The sequence below is a fragment of the Ponticoccus sp. (in: a-proteobacteria) genome (genome assembly GCF_048381735.1).
Genome location: NZ_JBLXGL010000002.1, coordinates 1 through 19,102, shown reverse-complemented (window position 1 = coordinate 19,102; position 19,102 = coordinate 1). Strand labels below are relative to the sequence as shown.

19 protein-coding genes and 1 rRNA gene are annotated in these 19,102 nt (G+C 66.3%); 12 read left to right on the top strand and 8 right to left on the bottom strand.

The genetic code is table 11. From position 1 onward, the window contains the following. The first annotated feature begins 5 nt into the window (after positions 1–5). On the top strand, positions 6–1,757 hold the full coding sequence (gene lpdA, locus ACN5KJ_RS04470) for a dihydrolipoyl dehydrogenase (RefSeq protein ID WP_418592248.1): 1,752 nt from the start codon (positions 6–8) through the stop codon (positions 1,755–1,757). Positions 1,758–1,881: 124 nt separating this feature from the next. Here the strand turns inward: lpdA and ACN5KJ_RS04465 are convergent, their stop codons facing one another. Together ACN5KJ_RS04465 and ACN5KJ_RS04460 are read right to left on the bottom strand one after the other, a co-directional pair. After that, positions 1,882–2,529 carry a ChrR family anti-sigma-E factor gene (locus ACN5KJ_RS04465; protein WP_418592247.1) on the bottom strand — a complete coding sequence of 216 codons (648 nt, stop codon included), beginning with the start codon at positions 2,527–2,529 and terminating at the stop codon, positions 1,882–1,884. A 5-nt stretch (positions 2,530–2,534) separates the two neighbouring features. Beyond that, complete coding sequence (locus ACN5KJ_RS04460; protein WP_347166090.1) at positions 2,535–3,101, bottom strand: sigma-70 family RNA polymerase sigma factor; 567 nt, start codon at positions 3,099–3,101, stop codon at positions 2,535–2,537. A gap of 345 nt (positions 3,102–3,446) precedes the next feature. Here ACN5KJ_RS04460 and ACN5KJ_RS04455 point away from each other — a divergent pair, with 345 nt between their 5' ends. Genes ACN5KJ_RS04455 through ACN5KJ_RS04435 form a run of 5 tightly spaced genes read left to right on the top strand, consistent with a single transcriptional unit; the run spans position 3,447 to position 7,197 of the window. Next, complete coding sequence (locus ACN5KJ_RS04455; RefSeq protein WP_418592246.1) at positions 3,447–4,745, top strand: NAD(P)/FAD-dependent oxidoreductase; 1,299 nt, start codon at positions 3,447–3,449, stop codon at positions 4,743–4,745. Further along, a complete protein-coding gene (locus ACN5KJ_RS04450) occupies positions 4,742–5,518 on the top strand; it encodes a DUF1365 domain-containing protein (protein WP_418592245.1) in 777 nt (258 codons plus the stop codon). The genes ACN5KJ_RS04455 and ACN5KJ_RS04450 overlap by 4 nt, the downstream gene beginning before the upstream one ends. Beyond that, positions 5,518–6,081, top strand: coding sequence for a DUF3833 family protein (locus ACN5KJ_RS04445; RefSeq protein WP_418592244.1), 564 nt, complete (start codon positions 5,518–5,520; stop codon positions 6,079–6,081). Before ACN5KJ_RS04450 ends, ACN5KJ_RS04445 begins: the two co-directional genes overlap by 1 nt. Further along, positions 6,078–6,809 carry an SDR family NAD(P)-dependent oxidoreductase gene (locus tag ACN5KJ_RS04440; protein WP_418592243.1) on the top strand — a complete coding sequence of 244 codons (732 nt, stop codon included), beginning with the start codon at positions 6,078–6,080 and terminating at the stop codon, positions 6,807–6,809. Before ACN5KJ_RS04445 ends, ACN5KJ_RS04440 begins: the two co-directional genes overlap by 4 nt. Positions 6,810–6,867: 58 nt before the next feature. Further along, positions 6,868–7,197 (top strand): DUF3775 domain-containing protein, encoded by a 330-nt coding sequence (locus ACN5KJ_RS04435; protein WP_206563701.1) that lies wholly within the window; start codon positions 6,868–6,870, stop codon positions 7,195–7,197. A gap of 29 nt (positions 7,198–7,226) precedes the next feature. Here ACN5KJ_RS04435 and ACN5KJ_RS04430 read toward each other — a convergent pair whose 3' ends face one another. Then, positions 7,227–8,480 carry a DNA polymerase IV gene (locus tag ACN5KJ_RS04430; protein WP_418592242.1) on the bottom strand — a complete coding sequence of 418 codons (1,254 nt, stop codon included), beginning with the start codon at positions 8,478–8,480 and terminating at the stop codon, positions 7,227–7,229. Here ACN5KJ_RS04430 and ACN5KJ_RS04425 point away from each other — a divergent pair. Continuing rightward, positions 8,479–8,934: an NUDIX domain-containing protein gene (locus ACN5KJ_RS04425; protein ID WP_418592241.1), complete on the top strand. Its 456-nt coding sequence runs from the start codon at positions 8,479–8,481 to the stop codon at positions 8,932–8,934. The genes ACN5KJ_RS04430 and ACN5KJ_RS04425 overlap by 2 nt on opposite strands. A gap of 149 nt (positions 8,935–9,083) precedes the next feature. On the opposite strand, the gene ACN5KJ_RS04420 is transcribed toward ACN5KJ_RS04425, so the two are convergent. The 3 genes from ACN5KJ_RS04420 to ACN5KJ_RS04410 form a co-directional block, all read right to left on the bottom strand. Further along, the gene (locus tag ACN5KJ_RS04420; RefSeq protein ID WP_347166083.1) at positions 9,084–9,353 is read right to left on the bottom strand and encodes a hypothetical protein; all 270 of its coding nucleotides are present in this window, start codon (positions 9,351–9,353) and stop codon (positions 9,084–9,086) included. Positions 9,354–9,533: 180 nt separating this feature from the next. Next, positions 9,534–10,259 carry an orotidine-5'-phosphate decarboxylase gene (gene pyrF / locus ACN5KJ_RS04415; RefSeq protein WP_347166082.1) on the bottom strand — a complete coding sequence of 242 codons (726 nt, stop codon included), beginning with the start codon at positions 10,257–10,259 and terminating at the stop codon, positions 9,534–9,536. Between the two features lie 53 nt (positions 10,260–10,312). Next, positions 10,313–10,585, bottom strand: a complete 273-nt coding sequence (locus ACN5KJ_RS04410) for a hypothetical protein (RefSeq protein WP_347166081.1) — start codon at positions 10,583–10,585, stop codon at positions 10,313–10,315. A 195-nt stretch (positions 10,586–10,780) separates the two neighbouring features. Between ACN5KJ_RS04410 and clpB the strand changes: the two genes are divergently transcribed. Then, positions 10,781–13,396, top strand: coding sequence for an ATP-dependent chaperone ClpB (gene clpB / locus ACN5KJ_RS04405; RefSeq protein WP_418592240.1), 2,616 nt, complete (start codon positions 10,781–10,783; stop codon positions 13,394–13,396). Between the two features lie 161 nt (positions 13,397–13,557). Here clpB and ACN5KJ_RS04400 read toward each other — a convergent pair whose 3' ends face one another. After that, the gene (locus ACN5KJ_RS04400) at positions 13,558–14,043 is read right to left on the bottom strand and encodes a fasciclin domain-containing protein (RefSeq protein ID WP_347166079.1); all 486 of its coding nucleotides are present in this window, start codon (positions 14,041–14,043) and stop codon (positions 13,558–13,560) included. Positions 14,044–14,255: 212 nt separating this feature from the next. Then, positions 14,256–14,699 carry a DUF302 domain-containing protein gene (locus ACN5KJ_RS04395; protein ID WP_347166078.1) on the bottom strand — a complete coding sequence of 148 codons (444 nt, stop codon included), beginning with the start codon at positions 14,697–14,699 and terminating at the stop codon, positions 14,256–14,258. A 117-nt stretch (positions 14,700–14,816) separates the two neighbouring features. Between ACN5KJ_RS04395 and ACN5KJ_RS04390 the strand changes: the two genes are divergently transcribed. The 4 genes from ACN5KJ_RS04390 to ACN5KJ_RS04375 form a co-directional block, all read left to right on the top strand. Continuing rightward, the gene (locus ACN5KJ_RS04390) at positions 14,817–16,337 is read left to right on the top strand and encodes an FMN-binding glutamate synthase family protein (protein WP_418592239.1); all 1,521 of its coding nucleotides are present in this window, start codon (positions 14,817–14,819) and stop codon (positions 16,335–16,337) included. A 104-nt stretch (positions 16,338–16,441) separates the two neighbouring features. Next, the gene (gene msrP, locus ACN5KJ_RS04385; RefSeq protein ID WP_418592238.1) at positions 16,442–17,353 is read left to right on the top strand and encodes a protein-methionine-sulfoxide reductase catalytic subunit MsrP; all 912 of its coding nucleotides are present in this window, start codon (positions 16,442–16,444) and stop codon (positions 17,351–17,353) included. After that, the gene (msrQ, locus tag ACN5KJ_RS04380) at positions 17,353–17,967 is read left to right on the top strand and encodes a protein-methionine-sulfoxide reductase heme-binding subunit MsrQ (RefSeq protein ID WP_347166075.1); all 615 of its coding nucleotides are present in this window, start codon (positions 17,353–17,355) and stop codon (positions 17,965–17,967) included. The genes msrP and msrQ overlap by 1 nt, the downstream gene beginning before the upstream one ends. Positions 17,968–18,734: 767 nt before the next feature. Beyond that, positions 18,735–19,102: ribosomal RNA gene (locus ACN5KJ_RS04375) — 16S ribosomal RNA — on the top strand; the annotation flags it as partial.

Genomic DNA, 19,102 nt, shown 5'->3' with positions numbered 1-19,102 from the left:
GGAATATGGAAGTCAAAGTACCCGATATCGGTGATTTCAAGGATGTTCCCGTCGTCACCGTGCTCGTTGCCGTCGGCGACGAGGTGAAGGAAGAGGACGCGCTCCTCGAACTGGAGAGCGACAAGGCCACGATGGAAGTGCCCTCGCCCGCGGCGGGCAAGGTCGTGGAAATCAAGGTGAGCGAAGGCGACAAGGTGTCCGAAGGCTCTGTCATCATGGTGCTGGAAGGCGCCGATGCCGGTGACTCGGACGGGGCCGCCAAGGAGGCGCCGAAAGAGGCCCCGGCATCGGACGCGCCGAAATCCGTCGCGGCGACCGGCACGGCCACTGGTCAGGGCGACATCCATGCAGAGGTGGTCGTGCTGGGCTCTGGCCCCGGCGGCTACACGGCGGCCTTCCGCGCCGCCGACCTTGGCAAGAAGGTTGTGCTGATCGAGCGCTACCCCTCGCTGGGCGGTGTCTGCCTGAACGTCGGCTGTATCCCGTCCAAGGCCCTGCTGCATGTCGCCAAGGTGATCACCGAGGCCGAGGAAATGAGCGCCCATGGCGTCACCTTCGGCAAGCCGAAGATCGACCTCGACGAGATCCGCGCCTTCAAGGACGACGTGGTCGGCAAGCTGACCGGCGGTCTGGAAGGGCTTGCCAAGGGCCGCAAGGTGACCACCGTGCAGGGCGTCGGCAAGTTCACCGGCCCGAACATGATCGAGGTCACGGGCGACGACGGCTCCAGGACCGTCAGCTTCGACCAGTGCATCATCGCCGCCGGGTCCGAACCCGTGGACCTGCCCTTCATCCCGCATGACGACCCGCGGGTGATCGACAGCACCGGCGCGCTGGAACTGGCCGACATTCCGGGCCGCATGCTGGTGCTGGGCGGTGGCATCATCGGGCTGGAAATGGCCTGCGTCTACGATGCGCTTGGCAGCAAGATCACCGTGGTCGAATTGATGGACCAGATCATCCCCGGCGCCGACAAGGATATCGTCAAGCCGCTGATGACCCGCATCAAGGACCGGTACGAGAACATCTTCCTGAAGACCAAGGTCACCGCCGTCGAGGCGCAGGACGACGGTCTGAAAGTCACCTTCGAGGATGACAAGGGCGAGAAATTCTCGGACACCTTCGACAAGGTGCTGGTCGCGGTGGGCCGCAAGCCCAACGGCAAGCTGATCGACGCCGAGAAGGCTGGTGTGGCGGTGGACGATCGCGGCTTCATCGCCGTGGATCGCCAGATGAAGACCGGCGTGGGCCATATCTTCGCCATCGGCGACGTCGTGGGCCAGCCGATGCTGGCGCATAAGGCGGTGCACGAGGGCAAGGTCGCGGCAGAGGTCGCCAGCGGCGAAAAGCGCTTCTTCGATGCCAAGCTGATCCCCTCGGTCGCCTATACCGACCCCGAGGTCGCGTGGTGCGGGCTGACGGAAACCGAGGCCAAGAAGCAGGGCGTGACATACGAAAAGGGCGTCTTCCCCTGGGCTGCCTCGGGCCGCGCGCTGTCGCTGGGCCGTTCGGAGGGCGTGACCAAGCTGCTTTTCGATCCCGAGAATGACCGCGTGATCGGCGCCTGCATCGTCGGCGTGAACGCCGGCGACCTGATCGCCGAGGCGGCGCTGGCCATCGAGATGGGGGCCGATGCCACCGACCTTGGCCACACGATCCACCCGCACCCGACCCTGTCGGAGACGGTGAATTTCGCGGCCGAGATGTTCGAGGGCACGATCACCGATCTGATGCCGCCCAAGAAGAAAAAGCACTGACCGGCCCATATGGTGCAGATCAGGCGCGCGGCCCCGTGACGGGACCGCGCGTTTTTGCTTTCCGGGGGGGCGGATCGGCCTGCGACGTGGTCTGGTTCCGGCAATCGGGGCGGGCGGTCGCCGGTCAGATGCCCAGGAAGGGCTGCGCAAGCCTTGGCAGCCATCCCTTGAACCGCAGCGGTGCGTCGGTCACCGCAAGGCAGATGCAATCCTCGGAGACATCGGCCACCGGCATGTGATCCAGATCGGCATCGGCGATCTCGATATCGCCCCGGGCAAAGCGGCCTTCCTCGTCCTCGAAGGCGCCCTGCAGCACCAGCGTCAGTTCCAGCCCGCGGTGGCCGTGGTCCGGCACCGCGGTTCCGGCGGGGATATACAGCAGCCGCGCGGTGGCCTCGGTCGAGGTCGGCAGAACCGTCTGCCGCACACCCATGCCGACCGACCGCCAGCGCACGCCGTCGATGCCGCCGGAGAGGTAGCCCTGCAGGGGCGCGGGCAGCGTACTGCGGGGCGCCGGGGCGGGGCGGGGCTCGGGGCGGGCGCCGCGGATCGCGGCCATGGTGCCGGCAAGGCAGCTCTCGGGCACATCCACGCCCTCGACCCTGTCCATCAGCGTGCCGCCGACGGCATCGCAGGCCTCGTAGGCGGCGCGGCAGTGATCGCAGAGCGAGATATGCGTGGCCACGATCAGGTTGACCGCCTCGGGCAGGGTGCCGGCGGAATACCCCAGGATCAGCTCTTCGGTCAGGTGGTGGGTGATCTTTGTCTTCATGGCTTTCACGTCCTGTCCATGGCGTGCCGCAGGCGGTCCAGAGCCAGCCGGATACGGGACTTGATCGTCCCCAGCGGCAGGCCGGTCACATCCGCGATTTCGCTGTGCGAGAGTTCGCCGAAATAGGCCTTCTCGATCAGGTCGCGCTGCTTGTCCGGCAGCGCGGCGATGGCTTTTCCAAGGGTCCGGGTGTCCTCTTGCAGACCCAGCGCGGTCTCCTGATCCGGCTCGGCCTCGGGGCCCCAGCCCAGATCCTCCGGTTCGGGGCGCCTTTGCCGCCGCAGGATGTCGATGCGGCGGTTGCGGGCGATGGTGAAGACCCATGTCGCCACCGAGGCCCGGGCCGGATCGAACTGCCCGGCCTTGCGCCAGACTGTCGCCATGACGTCCTGCACACATTCCTCGGCGGTGGTTTCATCGGCGCCCGACTTCATCAGGAAGCCCTTGATGCGCGGGGCAAAGTGCCGGAACAGCGCCACGAAAGCCTCTTCGTCGGCGTGGTCCCGGATGCGCGCGACGGCGTCGATCCATTCCGCGTTGTCTGGGGGAGGGGCGGGCGCCTTGGGGGTCACGTCTGTCCTTCGGTCTGCCTGTCTGACCCTGATCTGGGGCACCGCGACGGGTGTCGCAACGGGCGAAGAGTCGCGGGCAGGATATGCATCGGTCTGGACAAACATAGCCTGAATACGCAGCGGCGGCAGGGGTGGATCAAAAATCCTGTGACCTGTTGCGGCAGGCGTCGTGGTGGTCGGGGGCATGTGTCCCTTGGTGGGCGCGGTCATGCGGGCCGGACCCTGTCAGCCGGGCGCGTCGCGGCGCTGTGGATCCGGGCCTGCCGCTGCCGCCAAAGCAAAACTCATCCGATCCGCGTCGCGGCGCGTAATGCCTTGAAAGACCGGAACGACAAGGACGTGACCATGCCATTCGAAGCCACCCCTCCCGGCCCGCGCCGCATCGCCGTTATCGGCGGCGGCATTTCCGGGATGGGCGCCGCCCACAGCCTTGGGCAAGACCACCAGGTCACCCTGATCGAGGCGGAGCCCGACCTGGGCGGCCATGCCCGCACGCGGCTGGCGGGCCGCAATGGCGATCAACCCGTGGACACCGGTTTCATCGTCTTCAACCGCCCCAACTATCCGCATCTGACGCGGCTTTTCGCGGATCTGGACGTGCCGGTGGTGAAATCCGACATGACCTTTTCCGCCAGCCTGCGCGGGGGTGCGATGGAATACGGGTTGCGCGACATCCGGGCGGTTTTTGCGCAGCGCAGGAACGCCTTCAACCCGCGCTTTCTGCGGATGATCCGGGATATCCTGCGCTTCAATGCGCGCGCTTTGGATGCCGCGAACGACCCGCAGCAGCCGCTTGGGGACTTCCTGCGCGGCATGGGCACCGGGGACTGGTTCCGCGATTACTACCTGCTGCCGCTGTCGGGGGCGATCTGGTCGACGCCCACCGAGAAGGTGCTGGATTTCCCGGCCCATGCGCTGGTGCGCTTCTTCGAGAACCACGCCCTGCTCAGCCACAGCGGTCAGCACCAGTGGTACACGGTCAGGGGCGGCTCGGTCGAATACGTGCGACGGCTGGAGGCCGCCCTGACGGCGCGCAGGGTCGCGCTGCGCACCGGCTCGCCCGTTCAGGGCGTGCGGCGGCTGGATGCGGGCGGGGTCGAGATCCGCATGCGCGGCGGCCAGTGGGAGCGGTTCGACGAGGTGGTACTTGCGACCCATACGGATGTCAGCCTGCGGTTGCTCTCCGACGCCCGCCAGCACGAGCGCGCGGCGCTGTCGAAGTTCGCCTACCAGCCGAACCGGGTCGTGCTGCACGCCGATACCTCGCTGATGCCGCGCCGCCCGGTCTGCTGGTCGGCGTGGAACTACACCGAAACCGACCGCAAGGAGATGAACCAGATCGACCTGACCTACTGGATGAACTGCCTTCAGCCGATTCCGAAGGACGACCCGCTGTTCGTGACGCTGAACTCGACGCGCCCGATCCGCGAAGAACTGATCCACGACGAGGTGACGCTGCATCATCCGGTCTACGACCTGAACGCGCTTGACGCGCAGCGCGAGGTGGCGGGCTTCAACGGCACCGGCAATACCTGGTTCTGCGGCGCGTGGATGCGCAACGGCTTCCACGAGGACGGGCTGGCCAGCGGCATCGCGGTGGCCGAGATGATCCGCGCCCGCACCGGCGCGATGGAGGCGGCATGACAGGGGTCAAGCTGCTTCGGGGGCACACCTTCCATGGACGAAAGGGGGCGGTCGAGAACGGCTTTCGCTATTCCATCGACTACGTGCTGCTCGATGCCGAGGCCCCTGTCGCCGCGCCGCGCCTGTTTGCGCGCAACCGCGCCGGAATGATGTCGGTGCAGGACCGCGATCACGGCGGGCCGCCCCGCAAGGGCCGTGGCGCGCCATGGGCCCGCGCGGTGCTGGCGGCGCATGGGCTGCGGGCAGAGCGGCTGATGCTGCTGGCGCAGCCCCGGCTGCTGGGCCATGTCTTCAACCCGGTTTCCTTCTGGCTGGCCTATGAAGGCGCGGCGCTGCGGGCGGTGATCGCCGAGGTGACGAATACCTTTGGCGACCGGCATTCCTACCTCTGCACCGCGCCCGGCGGTCGCGCGATCCGGCCAGAGGACCGCATCGAGGCGCAGAAGATCCTGCATGTCTCGCCCTTCCAGCCGATCGCCGGGGGCTATGTGTTCCAGTTCGACATCCGGCCCGATCACATCGGCATCCGCATCGACTATACCCACGACAAGGGCGGCGTGATCGCCACGCTTGTCGGCCCGCTGGTGCCGCTGACGGCCCGGGGCATCCTGTGGTCCGCCCTGCGGCGCCCCCTTGGTGCGCGGCGGGTTCTGGCGCTGATCCACTGGCAGGCGCTGAAGCTCTGGTGGAGGGGCGCCTCTTACCGCACCCGCCCGACGGCGCCCGACCAAGAGGTCAGCGGCGGCCCGCGCCCGTTGAAGGAGGTCTCGTGATGTCCCTGCTGTCCGTGGTGCTTGGCGCCGGGCTGGCACTGCTGGCGGTCTGGATGGTGCGGCGCCTCGCGACCTTCAGGGCGCAGCGCCCCGCCGACTATGAGCAGGCGGGCGGAGAGGCCTTCGACCTGCGCCGACACCTGAACGGTCCGCTGGTCTGCGACGGGGTGATCTACGGGCCCATGGGGCGCGTGGTGTCGCGCTTCACCGGCGATTTCGACGTCCGCTGGCAGGGCAACGCCGGGGTGATGACAGAGGTCTTCCGCTACGATTCCGGCAAGGTCCAGCACCGCGAGTGGCGCCTGACCCTTGGCAGCGACGGGCGCATCACCGCCCGCGCCGACGACATCCCCGGCGAGGGGCAGGGCTGGCAAAGCGGCCCGGCGGTTCTGCTGCGCTACCGCATCCGGCTGGAAGCAGACGCCGGCGGGCATGTGCTGGACACGACCGACTGGATGTATCTGACGCCCGGCGGGACCATCGTGAACCGCAGCCAGTTTCGGAAGTTCGGTTTCAAGGTGGCCGAACTGGTGGCCACCATGCGACGCAAGGAGGCCCTGTGATGGACTGGACCGGAAAACGCTACTGGCTGGTCGGCGCCAGCGACGGTCTGGGCGAGGCGCTGGCCCGCAGGCTCAGCGCGGCGGGCTGCGCGCTGGTGCTGTCGGCGCGCTCCGGCGACAAGCTGCGCAGCCTGGCCCGATCCCTGCCCGGCAAGGCCGAGGCGCTGCCGGTGGATGTCACCGCCCCCGAAAGCCTTCAGGCGGCCTACCGCGACATGGGCGAGATCGACGGCGTTGTGCAGCTGGCCGGGGTCTACTGGCCCTTCGGCGCGAAAGACTGGGATGCGACGCAGGCGACCACCATGGCCGAGGTGAACTTTGTCGGGGCGATGAACCTGATGGGCGCCGTGATCCCGCATTTCGTGCAGCGCGACCGGGGCCATATCGTTCTCACCGGGTCGCTGACCGGCTACCGGGGGCTGCCGCGATCGGCGCCCTATACCGCCTCGAAGGCGGGTGTCATGGCGCTGGCCGAGTCGCTGCACGCCGATACCCGCGGCTCTGGCGTGCGGGTGCAGCTTTTGAACCCCGGCTTCATCAGGACGCGGCTGACCGACAAGAACGACTTCAGGATGCCCTTCATCATGGAGCCGGAGAAGGCCGCCGATATCGTCCTGAAACATATGGAGAAAGGCGGTTTTCAGCGGGCCTTTCCCCATGGCTTTGGCCTGCTGTTCCGGGCCGCGCAGTTCCTGCCGGACGCGCTGTACTACCGGCTGTTTGCTTAAGATCAATGCGCCCGCGCCCCTGTGCTATAGTGCTTGGTGGCACGCAAGGAGGCGCGACATGGAAAAGATCAGCACAAGCAAGGTGGCCGCCGTTATCGTCATGGCCCGCGAGTTGAACCGGGCCGAGGGCGAATTGCGGGCGCTTGTCGACCGCATGGACGAGGAAGAGCAGGCGGCTCTGACCGCGATCATGTGGATCGGTCGCGGCGCCTTCGAGGCCGAGGAATGGGACGAGGCCTATGACACCGCCATCGCAGAGGCCACGACCCCAACGGCGGATTACCTGATCGGCACGCCCCATCTTGCCGACCACCTCGAGGCGGGGATGGAGGCGCTGGGGTTCGATCCGACCGATGAGGAAGACGCGCTGATGACCCGGGGCGCCTGACCGGCGTCGGATGCCCGGCGCGCGCCACCCTATCGCAGGGCGCGGCCCTTGAGGATCGCGTTCTCGCCGAAGCGCGCGCGGATCGCATCCGTCGCCTTTTCCGCCTGCCGCCGCGCCCGGGCCTGCGGGTCGAGCAGGTCGTCGACCAGATCGGCGCGGTCGTCGGGCACCAGGTCGGACAGTCCCGTGCCCACCAGCCGGAACGGCCCCTGATCCGCCACCTGCTCGAACAGGCCGCGCGCCACGCGGTACAGCCGGTCCGCCGTCTGGGTGCAGTCGGGCAGGGACTGGCGCCGGGTCAGGGTGCGGAAGTCGGCGCGCTTCAGCTTCAGCGTGACGGTGCGCCCGGCCAGCCCCTTGGCCTTGGCCCGGTCCGCCACCTGTTCCGACAGCCGCCAGATATGCCCGTCCAGAATCTCGGGATCGGCGGTGTCCTCGTTGAAGGTCGTTTCCTTCGAGATCGACTTTACCGGTGCATTGCGGCTGACCCGGCGCCGATCCTCGCCGCGCGCAAGGTGCCACAGCCGCTCTCCCATGCCGCCGAAACGGTGGATCAGGTCGGTCTTTTCCCACCGCAGAAGGTCCTCGAAGGTGCGGATGCCGGCCTTGTCCAGCGCCTGCTGGCTGACCTCGCCGACGCCCCAGATCAGCCGGATCGGTTTCGGGCGCAGGAAGGCCTGCGTCTCGGCCTGCCCGATCACCGCGAAGCCGTGCGGCTTGTCGAGGTCCGAGGCGATCTTGGCGAGAAACTTGTTGTGCGACAGGCCGATGGAACCGGTCAGCCCCAATTCGTCGCGCATCCGCTTTACCAGCCCGGCCAGCACCACGGCGGGCGGGGCGCCGTGCAGGCGTTCGGTGCCGGTCAGGTCGAGGAAGGCTTCGTCCAGCGACAGCGGCTCGATGGCGGGGGTCAGGTCTTCCATCATGGCCCGGATCTGGCGGCTGACCTCGGCGTAGACCGCGCCGCGCGGCTTGACCACCACGGCGTCCGGGCAAAGTTGCAGCGCCTTGAACATCGGCATGGCCGAGCGCACGCCGCGCACCCGCGCCACGTAGCAGGCGGTGGACACGACGCCCCGGCGTCCGCCGCCGATGATCACCGGCTTGTCGCGCAGTTCGGGATTGTCGCGCTTTTCGACGCTTGCATAAAAAGCGTCGCAATCCATGTGGGCAATCGAAAGACTGTTCAATTCGGGATGCGCCACGATCCTCGGTCTGCCACACTGGGGGCAGCGGGAACCGGTTTCGAACCGGGCAAGACAATCGCGGCAGAGGGCGGGCATGACCTCAATCTACAGCAGCGCAGAGACGCAGGCCACAGGCGCCGCGCGGCGTGATTTCGCCGGAGCCAAGGTGATGCTGTTCTTCGGGGGCAGCATGGCGATCCTGCGGCGCGACCACAGCCCCGGCATTCCCTGGCCCGGATGCCTCGACTTTCCCGGCGGCGGGCGCGAGGCGGGCGAAAGCCCGGAAACCTGCGCGATCCGCGAAACCGCCGAGGAGCTGGGCACTCTTCTGCGACCGTGCGACCTTGTCTTCGCGGCGGTCCATGCAGGCGCGCGGGGACCAAGCTGGTTCTTCGCGGCCCATCTTCCGGCCGAGGGGCTGCGCGAGGTGCGCTTTGGCGGAGAGGGCGCGGGCTGGTGCGAAATGGCGCCGGAAGCCTATTGCGCGGCGCCCGATGCGATCCCGCATTTCAGCGCGATCCTGTCGGCCTACCGGCGTCGCGGGGCGTAGCGGGTGGGCTGAAGGCCCTGACCGCGGCCAAGAAAAAGCCGGGGCCGCCAGAACACTGGACGAACCCCGGCGAAGTCCCGACACCCCAAGGGGACGAAGAGGGGCGCCGGGTGCAGGCTCATACAGGCAGATATGAGCCGAGGCAGATGTTATGCCGCGAAGGGCATGCAATGGGGAAGGTGGCGGCGCGGCGGCGTGGAGGGAGCCCGCGAGCGCAGTGCCTCGGGCGCGGTCCGGTTGCGCAGGGCGTTGCGAAGCAGGCCGTTCGAGACCTCTTCGAACTCTGCCGTCACAGGGGCGGGGTAGGCGCTTGCGATCCGCATCGCGCCGTCGATGGTGTTCAGCGTGACGAGGGCCTCAAAGCATTCCTCGGCGGCGTTGTAGCGGATCTCGTCGATCCGGGGCGAACCGTTATGCATGACCAGTCTCCTCTGCTCGGACCCGGTGGGGTCGAAGATGGTGTTGCATATATACGTCCAGGCCTGTGGATAAGTTCCATACCGGAATTCATGACCTTGTTTGGAACCGACAGAAAGCAGCTTATCTAGTGCGCTCAAGTCCCCGTGATCGAAGATCTGGTGTCAAACGAAATCCGGCAGCTAGGTGTTGGGGGTCCGGGCCTGCGGCGAGGCCATCTCTGCCACGATGTCCAGCGCCGCCTTGCGGGGGTCGGCGGCCTTGTGCACGGGGCGCCCCACAACGATGTGATCGACACCGTCGCGGACCGCCTGCGCCGGTGTGGCGATCCGCTTCTGGTCACCCTTGTCGGCGCCGGTGGGGCGGACGCCCGGCGTGACGATCAGGCGCCCGGCGGCTTCCGGCAGCGCGCGGATCAGCGCCGCCTCGTTGGGCGAGGCGATGACGCCATCGGCGCCCGCGTCAAAGGCGCGGCCCGCGCGTTCGGTCACAAGGTCGGGGATCGTGCCGCCGCGGATCATCGAGTCGTCGAGGTCGTCGCGGTCCAGCGAGGTCAGGATGGTCACGGCGAGGATCTTCAGGTCGCTGCCCGCCGCGCCCTGTTTCGCGGCGCGGACCACATGGGGGTCGCCGTGCACCGTCAGGAAATCGAGGTCGAACTGCGCGATGCCGCGCACCGCCGCCTCGACCGTGGCGCCGATGTCGAAGAACTTCATGTCGAGGAAGATGCGCTTGCCGTGCTCTGCCTTCAGTTCGTTGGCCAGCGCCAGCCCGCCGCCGGTCAGCATCCCCAGCCCGATCTTGTAGAAGGAGACCGAGTCGCCCAGCGTCTGCACGAGGTCCAGCCCGGCAATCACGTTCGGCACGTCGAGGGCTACGATCAGGCGGTCGTCGGCGGGGGTGGTCATGGCGCGGGCTCCTTGCTGGGGTTGCCCTTCCATGCGGAGAAGCCCGGCAGAGGTCAAGCGGAGAGGCGGCGCAGGCGGTCCGGCAAGAGGCCCGGCGCGAAGCGCAGGCTGCCCCGGTCGCGGAATTCCGGCAGGCGGCGGGTGCGGTAAAGCGCCTGCGCCAGCAGCAGCATCCGCTGGCGCGCCCCGATTGCGCCATGGCCGGCGGGCAGCGACAGCGGGATCTGCACCCGGCTGCCGTCCGCCTCCAGCGTGACAGAGCCGTGGCGCTGCCCGTCGGCACCGGGCGGGCCAAAGCCCTCGATCTCGATCCCTGTGATATACATCGGGCCTCCCTCCGGTGCGCAGACTGCCCTGCATCGGCTTAACATTCGGTGGATGGGCGCCGTTGCAATAATGCAACGCAGGGGGCTTGAAACCGGCGCCGCCGCCCGCCAAATTCAAACCCGAGGCCCCGTGGGGCTGCGTGCCGCAAAGGTGGGCGCAGCAAAGGCAGGGGCGCTTGATAAAGGAGAGAGATTATGAACTTGGAGAAGTTCACAGAGCGCGCGCGCGGGTTCATTCAGGCCGCCCAGACGATCGCGATGCGCGAAAGCCACCAGAAGCTGGCGCCCGAACACCTGCTGAAAGCGCTGATGGACGACGAGCAGGGGCTTGCGTCCAACCTGATCGCCGCCTCGGGCGGTGACGCGAAGCGTGTCGTTCAGGTGCTGGATACGAAACTGGCGCGCATCCCCAAGGTCTCGGGCGATGCCGGTCAGGTGTATCTGGACAGTGCCACCGGCAAGGTGCTGGACGAGGCCGAGAAGATTGCCACCAAGGCGGGCGACAGCTTTGTTCCCGTCGAGCGGATGCTGATGGCGCTGGCCATGGTGAAAAGCCCCGCGAAAGAGGCGCTGGAGGCGGGCAGGGTCACGCCGCAGGGCCTGAACGAGGCGATCAACGATATCCGCAAGGGCCGCACGGCTGACAGCGCCAATGCCGAAGACGGCTATGACGCGCTGAAGAAGTATGCCACGGACCTGACCGCCCGCGCCGAAGAGGGTCGCATCGACCCGATCATCGGCCGCGACGAGGAAATCCGCCGGGCCATGCAGGTGCTGTCGCGCCGGACCAAGAACAACCCCGTGCTGATCGGTGAACCCGGCGTCGGTAAAACGGCGATTGCCGAGGGTCTTGCCCTGCGCATCGTCAACGGCGACGTGCCCGAGAGCCTGCGCAACAAGCGGCTGATGGCGCTCGACATGGGCGCACTGATCGCCGGTGCGAAGTATCGCGGCGAGTTCGAAGAGCGGCTGAAGTCCATCCTGAAAGAGGTCGAGGCCGCCGCGGGCGAGATCATCCTCTTCATCGACGAGATGCACACGCTGGTTGGCGCGGGCAAGGCGGATGGCGCCATGGATGCGTCGAACCTGCTGAAACCGGCGCTGGCGCGCGGTGAGCTTCATTGCGTCGGCGCAACCACGCTGGACGAATACCGCAAGCATGTGGAAAAGGACGCGGCCCTTGCCCGGCGCTTCCAGCCCGTGATGGTGCAGGAGCCGACGGTCGAGGACACAATTTCCATCCTGCGCGGCATCAAGGAGAAGTACGAGCTGCACCACGGCGTGCGGATCAGTGACTCTGCGCTGGTGGCGGCGGCGACGCTCTCGCACCGCTACATCACCGACCGTTTCCTTCCGGACAAGGCCATCGACCTGATGGACGAGGCCGCCAGCCGTCTGCGGATGGAGGTGGACAGCAAACCCGAGGAACTGGACGCGCTCGACCGTGACATCCTGCAAAAGCAGATCGAGGTCGAGGCCCTGCGGCTGGAGGACGATCAGGCCTCCAAGGACCGGCTGGCCAAGCTGGAAAAGGATCTTGCCGACCTGCAGGAGCGGTCCGCCGAGATGACGGCGGCCTGGCAGGCAGAGCGTGACAAGCTGGCCTCTGCCCGCGACCTGAAGGAAAAGCTGGACCGCGCCCGCGCCGAGCTGGAGCAGGCCAAGCGCGAGGGCAATCTCGCCCGCGCCGGGGAACTGTCCTACGGCATCATCCCCGCGCTGGAGCGGCACCTGTCCGAGGCCGAAAGCGCCGAGGACGACCTGATGGTCGAGGAAGCCGTGCGCCCGGACCAGATCGCGTCCGTCGTGGAACGCTGGACCGGCATTCCGGCGGGCAAGATGCTGGAAGGCGAGCGCGAGAAGCTGCTGGGTATGGAGGCCAACCTGCATCGCCGGGTTGTCGGCCAGAACCAGGCGGTGACCGCCGTGGCCAATGCCGTGCGCCGTGCGCGTGCGGGCCTGAACGACGAGAACCGCCCGCTGGGCTCGTTCCTCTTCCTCGGGCCGACCGGCGTGGGCAAGACCGAGCTGACCAAGGCCGTGGCCGAGTTCCTCTTCGACGACGACAGCGCCATGGTGCGTATCGACATGTCGGAGTTCATGGAGAAGCACGCGGTGGCCCGCCTGATCGGCGCGCCTCCGGGCTATGTCGGCTATGACGAGGGCGGTGTCCTGACCGAGGCGGTCCGCAGACGTCCCTATCAGGTCGTGCTGTTCGACGAGGTCGAGAAGGCGCACCCGGACGTCTTCAACGTCCTGCTTCAGGTGCTGGACGACGGTGTCCTGACCGACGGTCAGGGGCGCACGGTCGACTTCAAGCAGACGCTGATCGTGCTGACCTCGAACCTTGGGTCGCAGGCGCTGAGCCAGTTGCCGGACGGCGCGGACGGTGCGCAGGCCAAGCGCGACGTGATGGACGCGGTGCGGGCGCACTTCCGCCCCGAGTTCCTGAACCGTCTGGACGAGACCATTATCTTCGACCGCCTCAAGCGCGAGGATATGTCGGGGATCGTCGATATCCAGCTTGCCCGCCTGCTGAAGCGGCTGGCCGCCCGCAAGATCCGGCTGGAGCTGGACGACGCGGCGAAGAAATGGCTGGCCGATGAGGGCTACGACCCGGTGTTCGGTGCCCGCCCGCTGAAGCGCGTGATCCAGCGTGCGCTGCAGGACCCGCTGGCAGAGATGCTGCTGGCCGGCGACGTGGCGGACGGCCAGACGATCACGGTGTCCGCCGGATCGGACGGGCTTCTGATCGGCGACCGGGTCGGCGCGACCAGCCGGCCCAAGCCGGACGACGCGGTGGTCCACTGAAAGACCTGATGCGCATCGGGAAGGCGGGGGAGACCCCGCCTTTTCGCACCCCGGGCCTGCTCGCCAGACGGTGGGCCGGGCCCGCGTCCAGCCCATGAAGAATGGCCCGGCCTCCCTGCGGAGACCGGGCCTTTTTTTGCGTCCGGCCTGGGAGTGCCGGATCACATCTCGGGCATGATCACCTTGTCGATCACATGGATCACGCCGTTCGACGCCTCGATATCGGCGCTGGTCACGGTCGCGTCCTGCACCATCACGCCATTGTCGAGGTCGATCATCACGTCAGAGCCCTGCACGGTGGTGGCCGCCATGTCGTCCGACAGGTCCGAGGACATCACCTTGCCCGGAATGACGTGGTAGGTCAGGATCGCCGTCAGCTGGTCCTTGTTTTCGGGCAGCAGCAGCGACTCCACGGTGCCCTCGGGCAGGGCGGCGAAGGCCTCGTCGGTGGGGGCGAAGACGGTGAACGGGCCGTCGCCCGACAGCGTTTCGGCCAGACCGGCAGCCTGTGCGGCGGCCAGCAGGGTTTCGAAGGTGCCGGCCTCTTTGGCGGTGTCGACGATGTTCATCGAGTGGCCGGCGGCATAGGCGGTGGACCCGAAGAGGGCAGCGGCTGCGGTGGCGGCGAAGAAGGTCTTGCGAAACATGGGTGTCTCTCCTGTTGTGTGCATCACGATGCGACAACCGTCTCATCGCGAAGGCTACGGAGGAGAAACGCGGCCAGATCAGGCTTACGATTTCGTGGGGTGCCGTTGACGGGGCAACCGCCCCGCCTAAGCCCGCGCCTTCGCGGCCGTCCACTCAGGTTTTCGTGAACCGCCGCGCGCGTCCCGTGATCGGAAATCGCCCGATCCGGGTATCAGTCCTCGCCGATGGCACTGCGGGCGATGCCGTCCAGCATCTCTTGCACTGCCTGCATCGGGCCTTCGGGATAGCTGCGGAAGCCGATGGTGGTGCCCTCTGTGTCGGGCCGGGTCATGACGAAGATGTCGTAGGGGCAGTAGGCGATGTTCATCGGGTCCGCCTCCATCACCTGCCGCGACACCACCGCCGAGCAGAAGCTGAACACATCCGCCTGGTCGAAGAGCACCACGTCGGAACCGACGTCGGCGCGGGTGCGCTCGAGCATCTCGCCGACGTGGCTGGTGTGGTCGATCACCAGACCGGCGTCGAGAATCGCGCTTTCCAGCCCGAAGACCACGTCGTCGAAGCTTTGGTCGGTTTCATAGGTGACCAGCTCCTGCGCGGTTGCGGGCAGGGCCAGACAGGCCAGCGCCGCGGTCATGCAAAGAAACGGTTTCATTTGTCTTTCCTTTCGCAAAGGATGCGCACCAGCATCCGCTTGCACATCCTGCCGTTACACAAGGGGAAGTAAACGGCCCGGGTGGTGAGACAAATCAACACATTCGGAGCGTAGAATATGGGACTTGCCGGAACGGCGCTGGAATACCTCGCATTGCTCTTCGTTCTTCTGATCGCGCTGGCGGTCACCGTGGCGGTGATCTTCTTCATTGTGGATCGGACCCAGACCGAGGATGCGATCCGCCGAAACTACCCGGTCATCGGGCGTTTTCGCGGCCTGTTCACGGAGCTGGGAGAGTTCTTCCGGCAGTATTTCTTTGCCATGGACCGCGAAGAGATGCCCTTCAACCGGGCGCAGCGGAACTGGGTCTATTCCTCCAGCAAGGGGGCGGGGAACACCGTGGCCTTCGGCTCGACCCGCAATATCCAGGTGCCGGGCACGCCGATCTTCGTGAACGCGGTCTTTCCGCCGCTCGACGATCAGTATGCGGCGACCGCGCCGATGACCATCGGCCCCTTCGCGCGGGAACCCTTCAGGGCGCCGTCGATCTTCAACATCTCGGGCATGTCCTACGGCGCCCTGTCGGAACCGGCGGTCCGGGCGCTGTCGCGCGGCGCGAAGAAGGCGGGCATCTGGATGAACACCGGCGAAGGCGGCCTGTCGCCCTTCCACCTGGAGGGCGGCTGCGACGTGGTCTTCCAGATCGGCACGGCAAAGTTCGGCGTGCGGGACGAGGACGGCATCCTGTCGGACGACAAGCTGCGCGCGGTGGCGGCCCGACCGCAGGTGAAGATGTTCGAGATCAAGTTGAGCCAGGGGGCAAAGCCGGGCAAGGGCGGTATCCTGCCCGGGTCGAAGGTCTCGAAGGAGATTGCCGAGATCCGGGGCATCCGCGTCGGGCAGGACGCGATTTCCCCGAACCGGCACACAGAGGTGGATACCTTCGCGGACCTGCTGGACCTGATTCACCACATCCGCGAGGTGACCGGCAAGCCGGTGGGCATCAAGACCTGCCTCGGCTCTGCCGATCCCTGGGTGGAGTTCTTCGAGCTGATCCAGGAGCGCGGACCGCGCAGCGCGCCCGACTTCATCACCATCGACGGCGGCGAAGGCGGCACCGGCGCCGCGCCCATGCCGCTGATCGACCTCGTCGGCATGCCCCTGCGCGAGGCGCTGATCCGCATGGTCGACATACGCGACCGCTTCGACCTGCATGAGCGCATCCGCATCGTCGCCAGCGGCAAGATGGTGACGCCGGGCGATGTGGCCTGGGCCATCTGCTGCGGCGCGGACTTCGTGACCTCGGCGCGGGGCTTCATGTTCTCTCTGGGCTGCATTCAGGCGATGAAATGCAACAGGAACACCTGCCCGACCGGCATCACCACCCACAACAGGGACCTGCAGAAGGGGCTGGTGGTCGAGCGCAAAGAGGACAAGGTCGCGAATTACGCCCGCTCGATCATCAACGAGGTCGAGACGATCGCCCATTCCGTCGGCGTGGCCGAACCGCGCATGATGCGACGGCGGCACGTGCGCGTGGTGATGGACGACGGGCGCTCTGTCCAGCTGAACGAGATCAACCCCTCGATCAAGCGCAAGACCCCCGACAAGGAAAGGATGCTGCGCGGCGACGGCTGACGCGTTTTGTTACAGCGCCCGCGCGCCAACGTGACAAGGCGTTTCTTTGTCCGAAAGGGCAGGGCGGCTATCTATCCGGAAACGCCAGACACAGGAGGAGCACGATGGCCAACCGCTGGACAAACCGGCTGACGATGCAGGATGTGACGCCCGAGGCGGCCTTCCTGAACCGCCGCCAGATCCTGGCCGGGATGGGAATGGCGGGGGGCGCGATGGCCCTTGGCGCCCCGGCCATGGCGCAGGAAGAGGGGGCGCTGAAGCCCAACAGCTTCGAAGAGATCAGCAGCTACTGCAATTATTACGAGTTCGGCACCGGCAAGGGCGATCCCTCGGCCAATGCCCACAGGCTGACGACCGAACCGTGGTCGGTGACGATCGACGGCATGGTGGACCGGCCCGGCGACTACGCGCTCGAGGACATCCTCAGCCAGATGACCATCGAGGGCCGCCTCTACCGCTTCCGCTGTGTCGAGGCCTGGTCGATGGTGGTGCCGTGGAACGGCTTTGAACTGGCGGACCTGCTGGATCTTGCGGGCGTGCAGTCCGGCGCGCGCTACGTCGCCTTCGAAACCGTCTACCGCCCCGAAGAGATGCCGGGCCTGCGCCGCCCCGTGCTGGACTGGCCCTATGTCGAGGGGCTGCGGCTGGACGAGGCGCTGAATCCGCTGACCATCATGGCGACGGGGATCTACGGCAAACCGCTGCCCAACCAGAACGGCGCGCCGCTGCGGCTGGTGGTGCCGTGGAAATACGGCTTCAAGTCGATCAAGTCCGTTGTGCGCATCACCCTGACCGACAAACAGCCGCCTACCGCGTGGAACAAGGCCGCGCCCCGCGAATACGGCTTCTACTCGAACGTGAACCCGAGCGTGGATCATCCCCGCTGGTCGCAGGCGACCGAACGCACCATCGGCGGCGGCCTCTTTGCCAAGCGCAAGCCGACGCTGATGTTCAACGGCTACGAGGAAGAGGTCGCGGCCCTCTATGACGGCATGGACCTGAAGGCGCAATTCTGATGCCGGTCGATGCCATCAACCGCGCGGCGCGCCACGTGCCGGTCTGGATGGTCTACCTTGCGCTCGCGCTGCCGGCGCCCTGGCTGTTCTGGCTGGGGCTGACCGGCGGGCTGGGGGTGGACCCGATCGAGGCACTTGAACATGAATATGGCGCGCTGGCGCTGAAGCTGCTGATTGCGGGCCTCTGCGTGACGCCGCTGCGGCGCTTCGCCGGGGTGAACCTGCTGAAGTTCCGGCGCGCGATCGGCCTGATGGCCTTCTTTTATGTCACGGCACATCTGCTGGTCTGGCTGCTGCTCGACGTCCAGCTTCTGGGGCAGATCTGGGCCGACATCGTAAAGCGCCCCTATATTACCGTGGGCATGGCGGGCTTCGCTCTGATGATCCCGCTGGCGGCGACCTCGAACAACCGCGCGGTCCGCGCCCTTGGTCCGCGCTGGCGCAGGCTGCACCGGCTGACCTATGTCGTGGCACTGCTGGGGGCGCTGCACTTCGTGATGCTGACGAAGGGCTTCCAGCTGGAGCCGCTCCTATACATGGGGCTTGTTCTGGTCCTCCTGGCGCTTCGGACGATCCCCAGAGGCCAGCCAAACCGGCAGGCCGCCCCGAGCTGAAGACCGAAGAGGCCCCGCGAGTCGCTCGCGGGGCTTCTTTCTGTCCGCGAGTCGCCGGTGCTTCACGCTCAAGGGCAATTTGGAATCGGTGGAATCGGGGGGCTTTGGGGGTAAGTCTGTGGATAAGCGGCCGGGGGTGTCTGGCGGGCGTGCGGGGGCCGGGGTTTTGCGGGGGGAAAGCGGGACTTCGGGGGTCATGGAGTGGAAAAATGAAGAAATAAATCCTTTTGTAACAGTCTGGTAGGTGGTTTCGTGAAGAAAATCTGACATTCCGTGAAGAAAGCGCTTGCGGGTCTGGGGAACTAACCGTAGAACCCCCTTCACCGGCGGCGCTGAGGCGCACGACGGGACGCCAGACGGAACGGACGGGACGCCAACGAGGGGTTCGGAAAGGGAAGCGCGGCGGCAGAAATCAGAGGCATGACGGGCGGGCGCGCCGAAGAAGTTAGGGCGCACCGGTTCGGTATTTGTTTCTACGCTATTTGACATCGCTAATATCTGAAGAGATATGCGGGCGGCTTTGGTCCAAATCGATGGATCAACTGTCTGTATGTCGCGCCACTAGGCTTCGGCCGATGATGTGGTGTCAGCTTCACTGTTTGAGCGGCTTTCGGTTTCTGATGAAACCTGAAGCACAATCAAACAGATGACTTCCAATACGTATCCTTCCTTAGCCGGGTGGATATAGCCGGATGCCCCCAAAGCACCGGTGAGTATTGGAGATGTGCAGAGGTTCGAACGTCAAGGATAGCATCGCAAGATGCTTTCAACTTGAGAGTTTGATCCTGGCTCAGAACGAACGCTGGCGGCAGGCCTAACACATGCAAGTCGAGCGCGCCTTCGGGTGAGCGGCGGACGGGTGAGTAACACGTGGGAATATGCCCTTCTCTGCGGAATAGTCTCGGGAAACTGAGGGTAATACCGCATACGCCCTTCGGGGGAAAGATTTATCGGAGAAGGATTAGCCCGCGTTAGATTAGGTAGTTGGTGGGGTAATGGCCTACCAAGCCTACGATCTATAGCTGGTTTTAGAGGATGATCAGCCACACTGGGACTGAGACACGGCCCAGACTCCTACGGGAGGCAGCAGTGAGGAATCTTAGACAATGGGCGCAAGCCTGATCTAGCCATGCCG

Bases quoted from the DNA above. Each gene is read 5' to 3' on its own strand.
- ACN5KJ_RS04430 (WP_418592242.1), bottom strand. From the start codon at position 8,480: ATGCCCGCCCTCTGCCGCGATTGTCTTGCCCGGTTCGAAACCGGTTCC.
- ACN5KJ_RS04400 (WP_347166079.1), bottom strand. From the start codon at position 14,043: ATGTTTCGCAAGACCTTCTTCGCCGCCACCGCAGCCGCTGCCCTCTTC.
- ACN5KJ_RS04390 (WP_418592239.1), top strand. From the start codon at position 14,817: ATGGGACTTGCCGGAACGGCGCTGGAATACCTCGCATTGCTCTTCGTT.
- ACN5KJ_RS04410 (WP_347166081.1), bottom strand. From the start codon at position 10,585: ATGTATATCACAGGGATCGAGATCGAGGGCTTTGGCCCGCCCGGTGCC.
- lpdA (WP_418592248.1), top strand. From the start codon at position 6: ATGGAAGTCAAAGTACCCGATATCGGTGATTTCAAGGATGTTCCCGTC.
- ACN5KJ_RS04420 (WP_347166083.1), bottom strand. From the start codon at position 9,353: ATGCATAACGGTTCGCCCCGGATCGACGAGATCCGCTACAACGCCGCC.
- pyrF (WP_347166082.1), bottom strand. From the start codon at position 10,259: ATGACCACCCCCGCCGACGACCGCCTGATCGTAGCCCTCGACGTGCCG.
- ACN5KJ_RS04465 (WP_418592247.1), bottom strand. From the start codon at position 2,529: ATGAAGACAAAGATCACCCACCACCTGACCGAAGAGCTGATCCTGGGG.
- ACN5KJ_RS04395 (WP_347166078.1), bottom strand. From the start codon at position 14,699: ATGAAACCGTTTCTTTGCATGACCGCGGCGCTGGCCTGTCTGGCCCTG.
- clpB (WP_418592240.1), top strand. From the start codon at position 10,781: ATGAACTTGGAGAAGTTCACAGAGCGCGCGCGCGGGTTCATTCAGGCC.
- ACN5KJ_RS04445 (WP_418592244.1), top strand. From the start codon at position 5,518: ATGTCCCTGCTGTCCGTGGTGCTTGGCGCCGGGCTGGCACTGCTGGCG.
- ACN5KJ_RS04435 (WP_206563701.1), top strand. From the start codon at position 6,868: ATGGAAAAGATCAGCACAAGCAAGGTGGCCGCCGTTATCGTCATGGCC.
- ACN5KJ_RS04455 (WP_418592246.1), top strand. From the start codon at position 3,447: ATGCCATTCGAAGCCACCCCTCCCGGCCCGCGCCGCATCGCCGTTATC.
- ACN5KJ_RS04450 (WP_418592245.1), top strand. From the start codon at position 4,742: ATGACAGGGGTCAAGCTGCTTCGGGGGCACACCTTCCATGGACGAAAG.
- msrQ (WP_347166075.1), top strand. From the start codon at position 17,353: ATGCCGGTCGATGCCATCAACCGCGCGGCGCGCCACGTGCCGGTCTGG.
- msrP (WP_418592238.1), top strand. From the start codon at position 16,442: ATGGCCAACCGCTGGACAAACCGGCTGACGATGCAGGATGTGACGCCC.
- ACN5KJ_RS04425 (WP_418592241.1), top strand. From the start codon at position 8,479: ATGACCTCAATCTACAGCAGCGCAGAGACGCAGGCCACAGGCGCCGCG.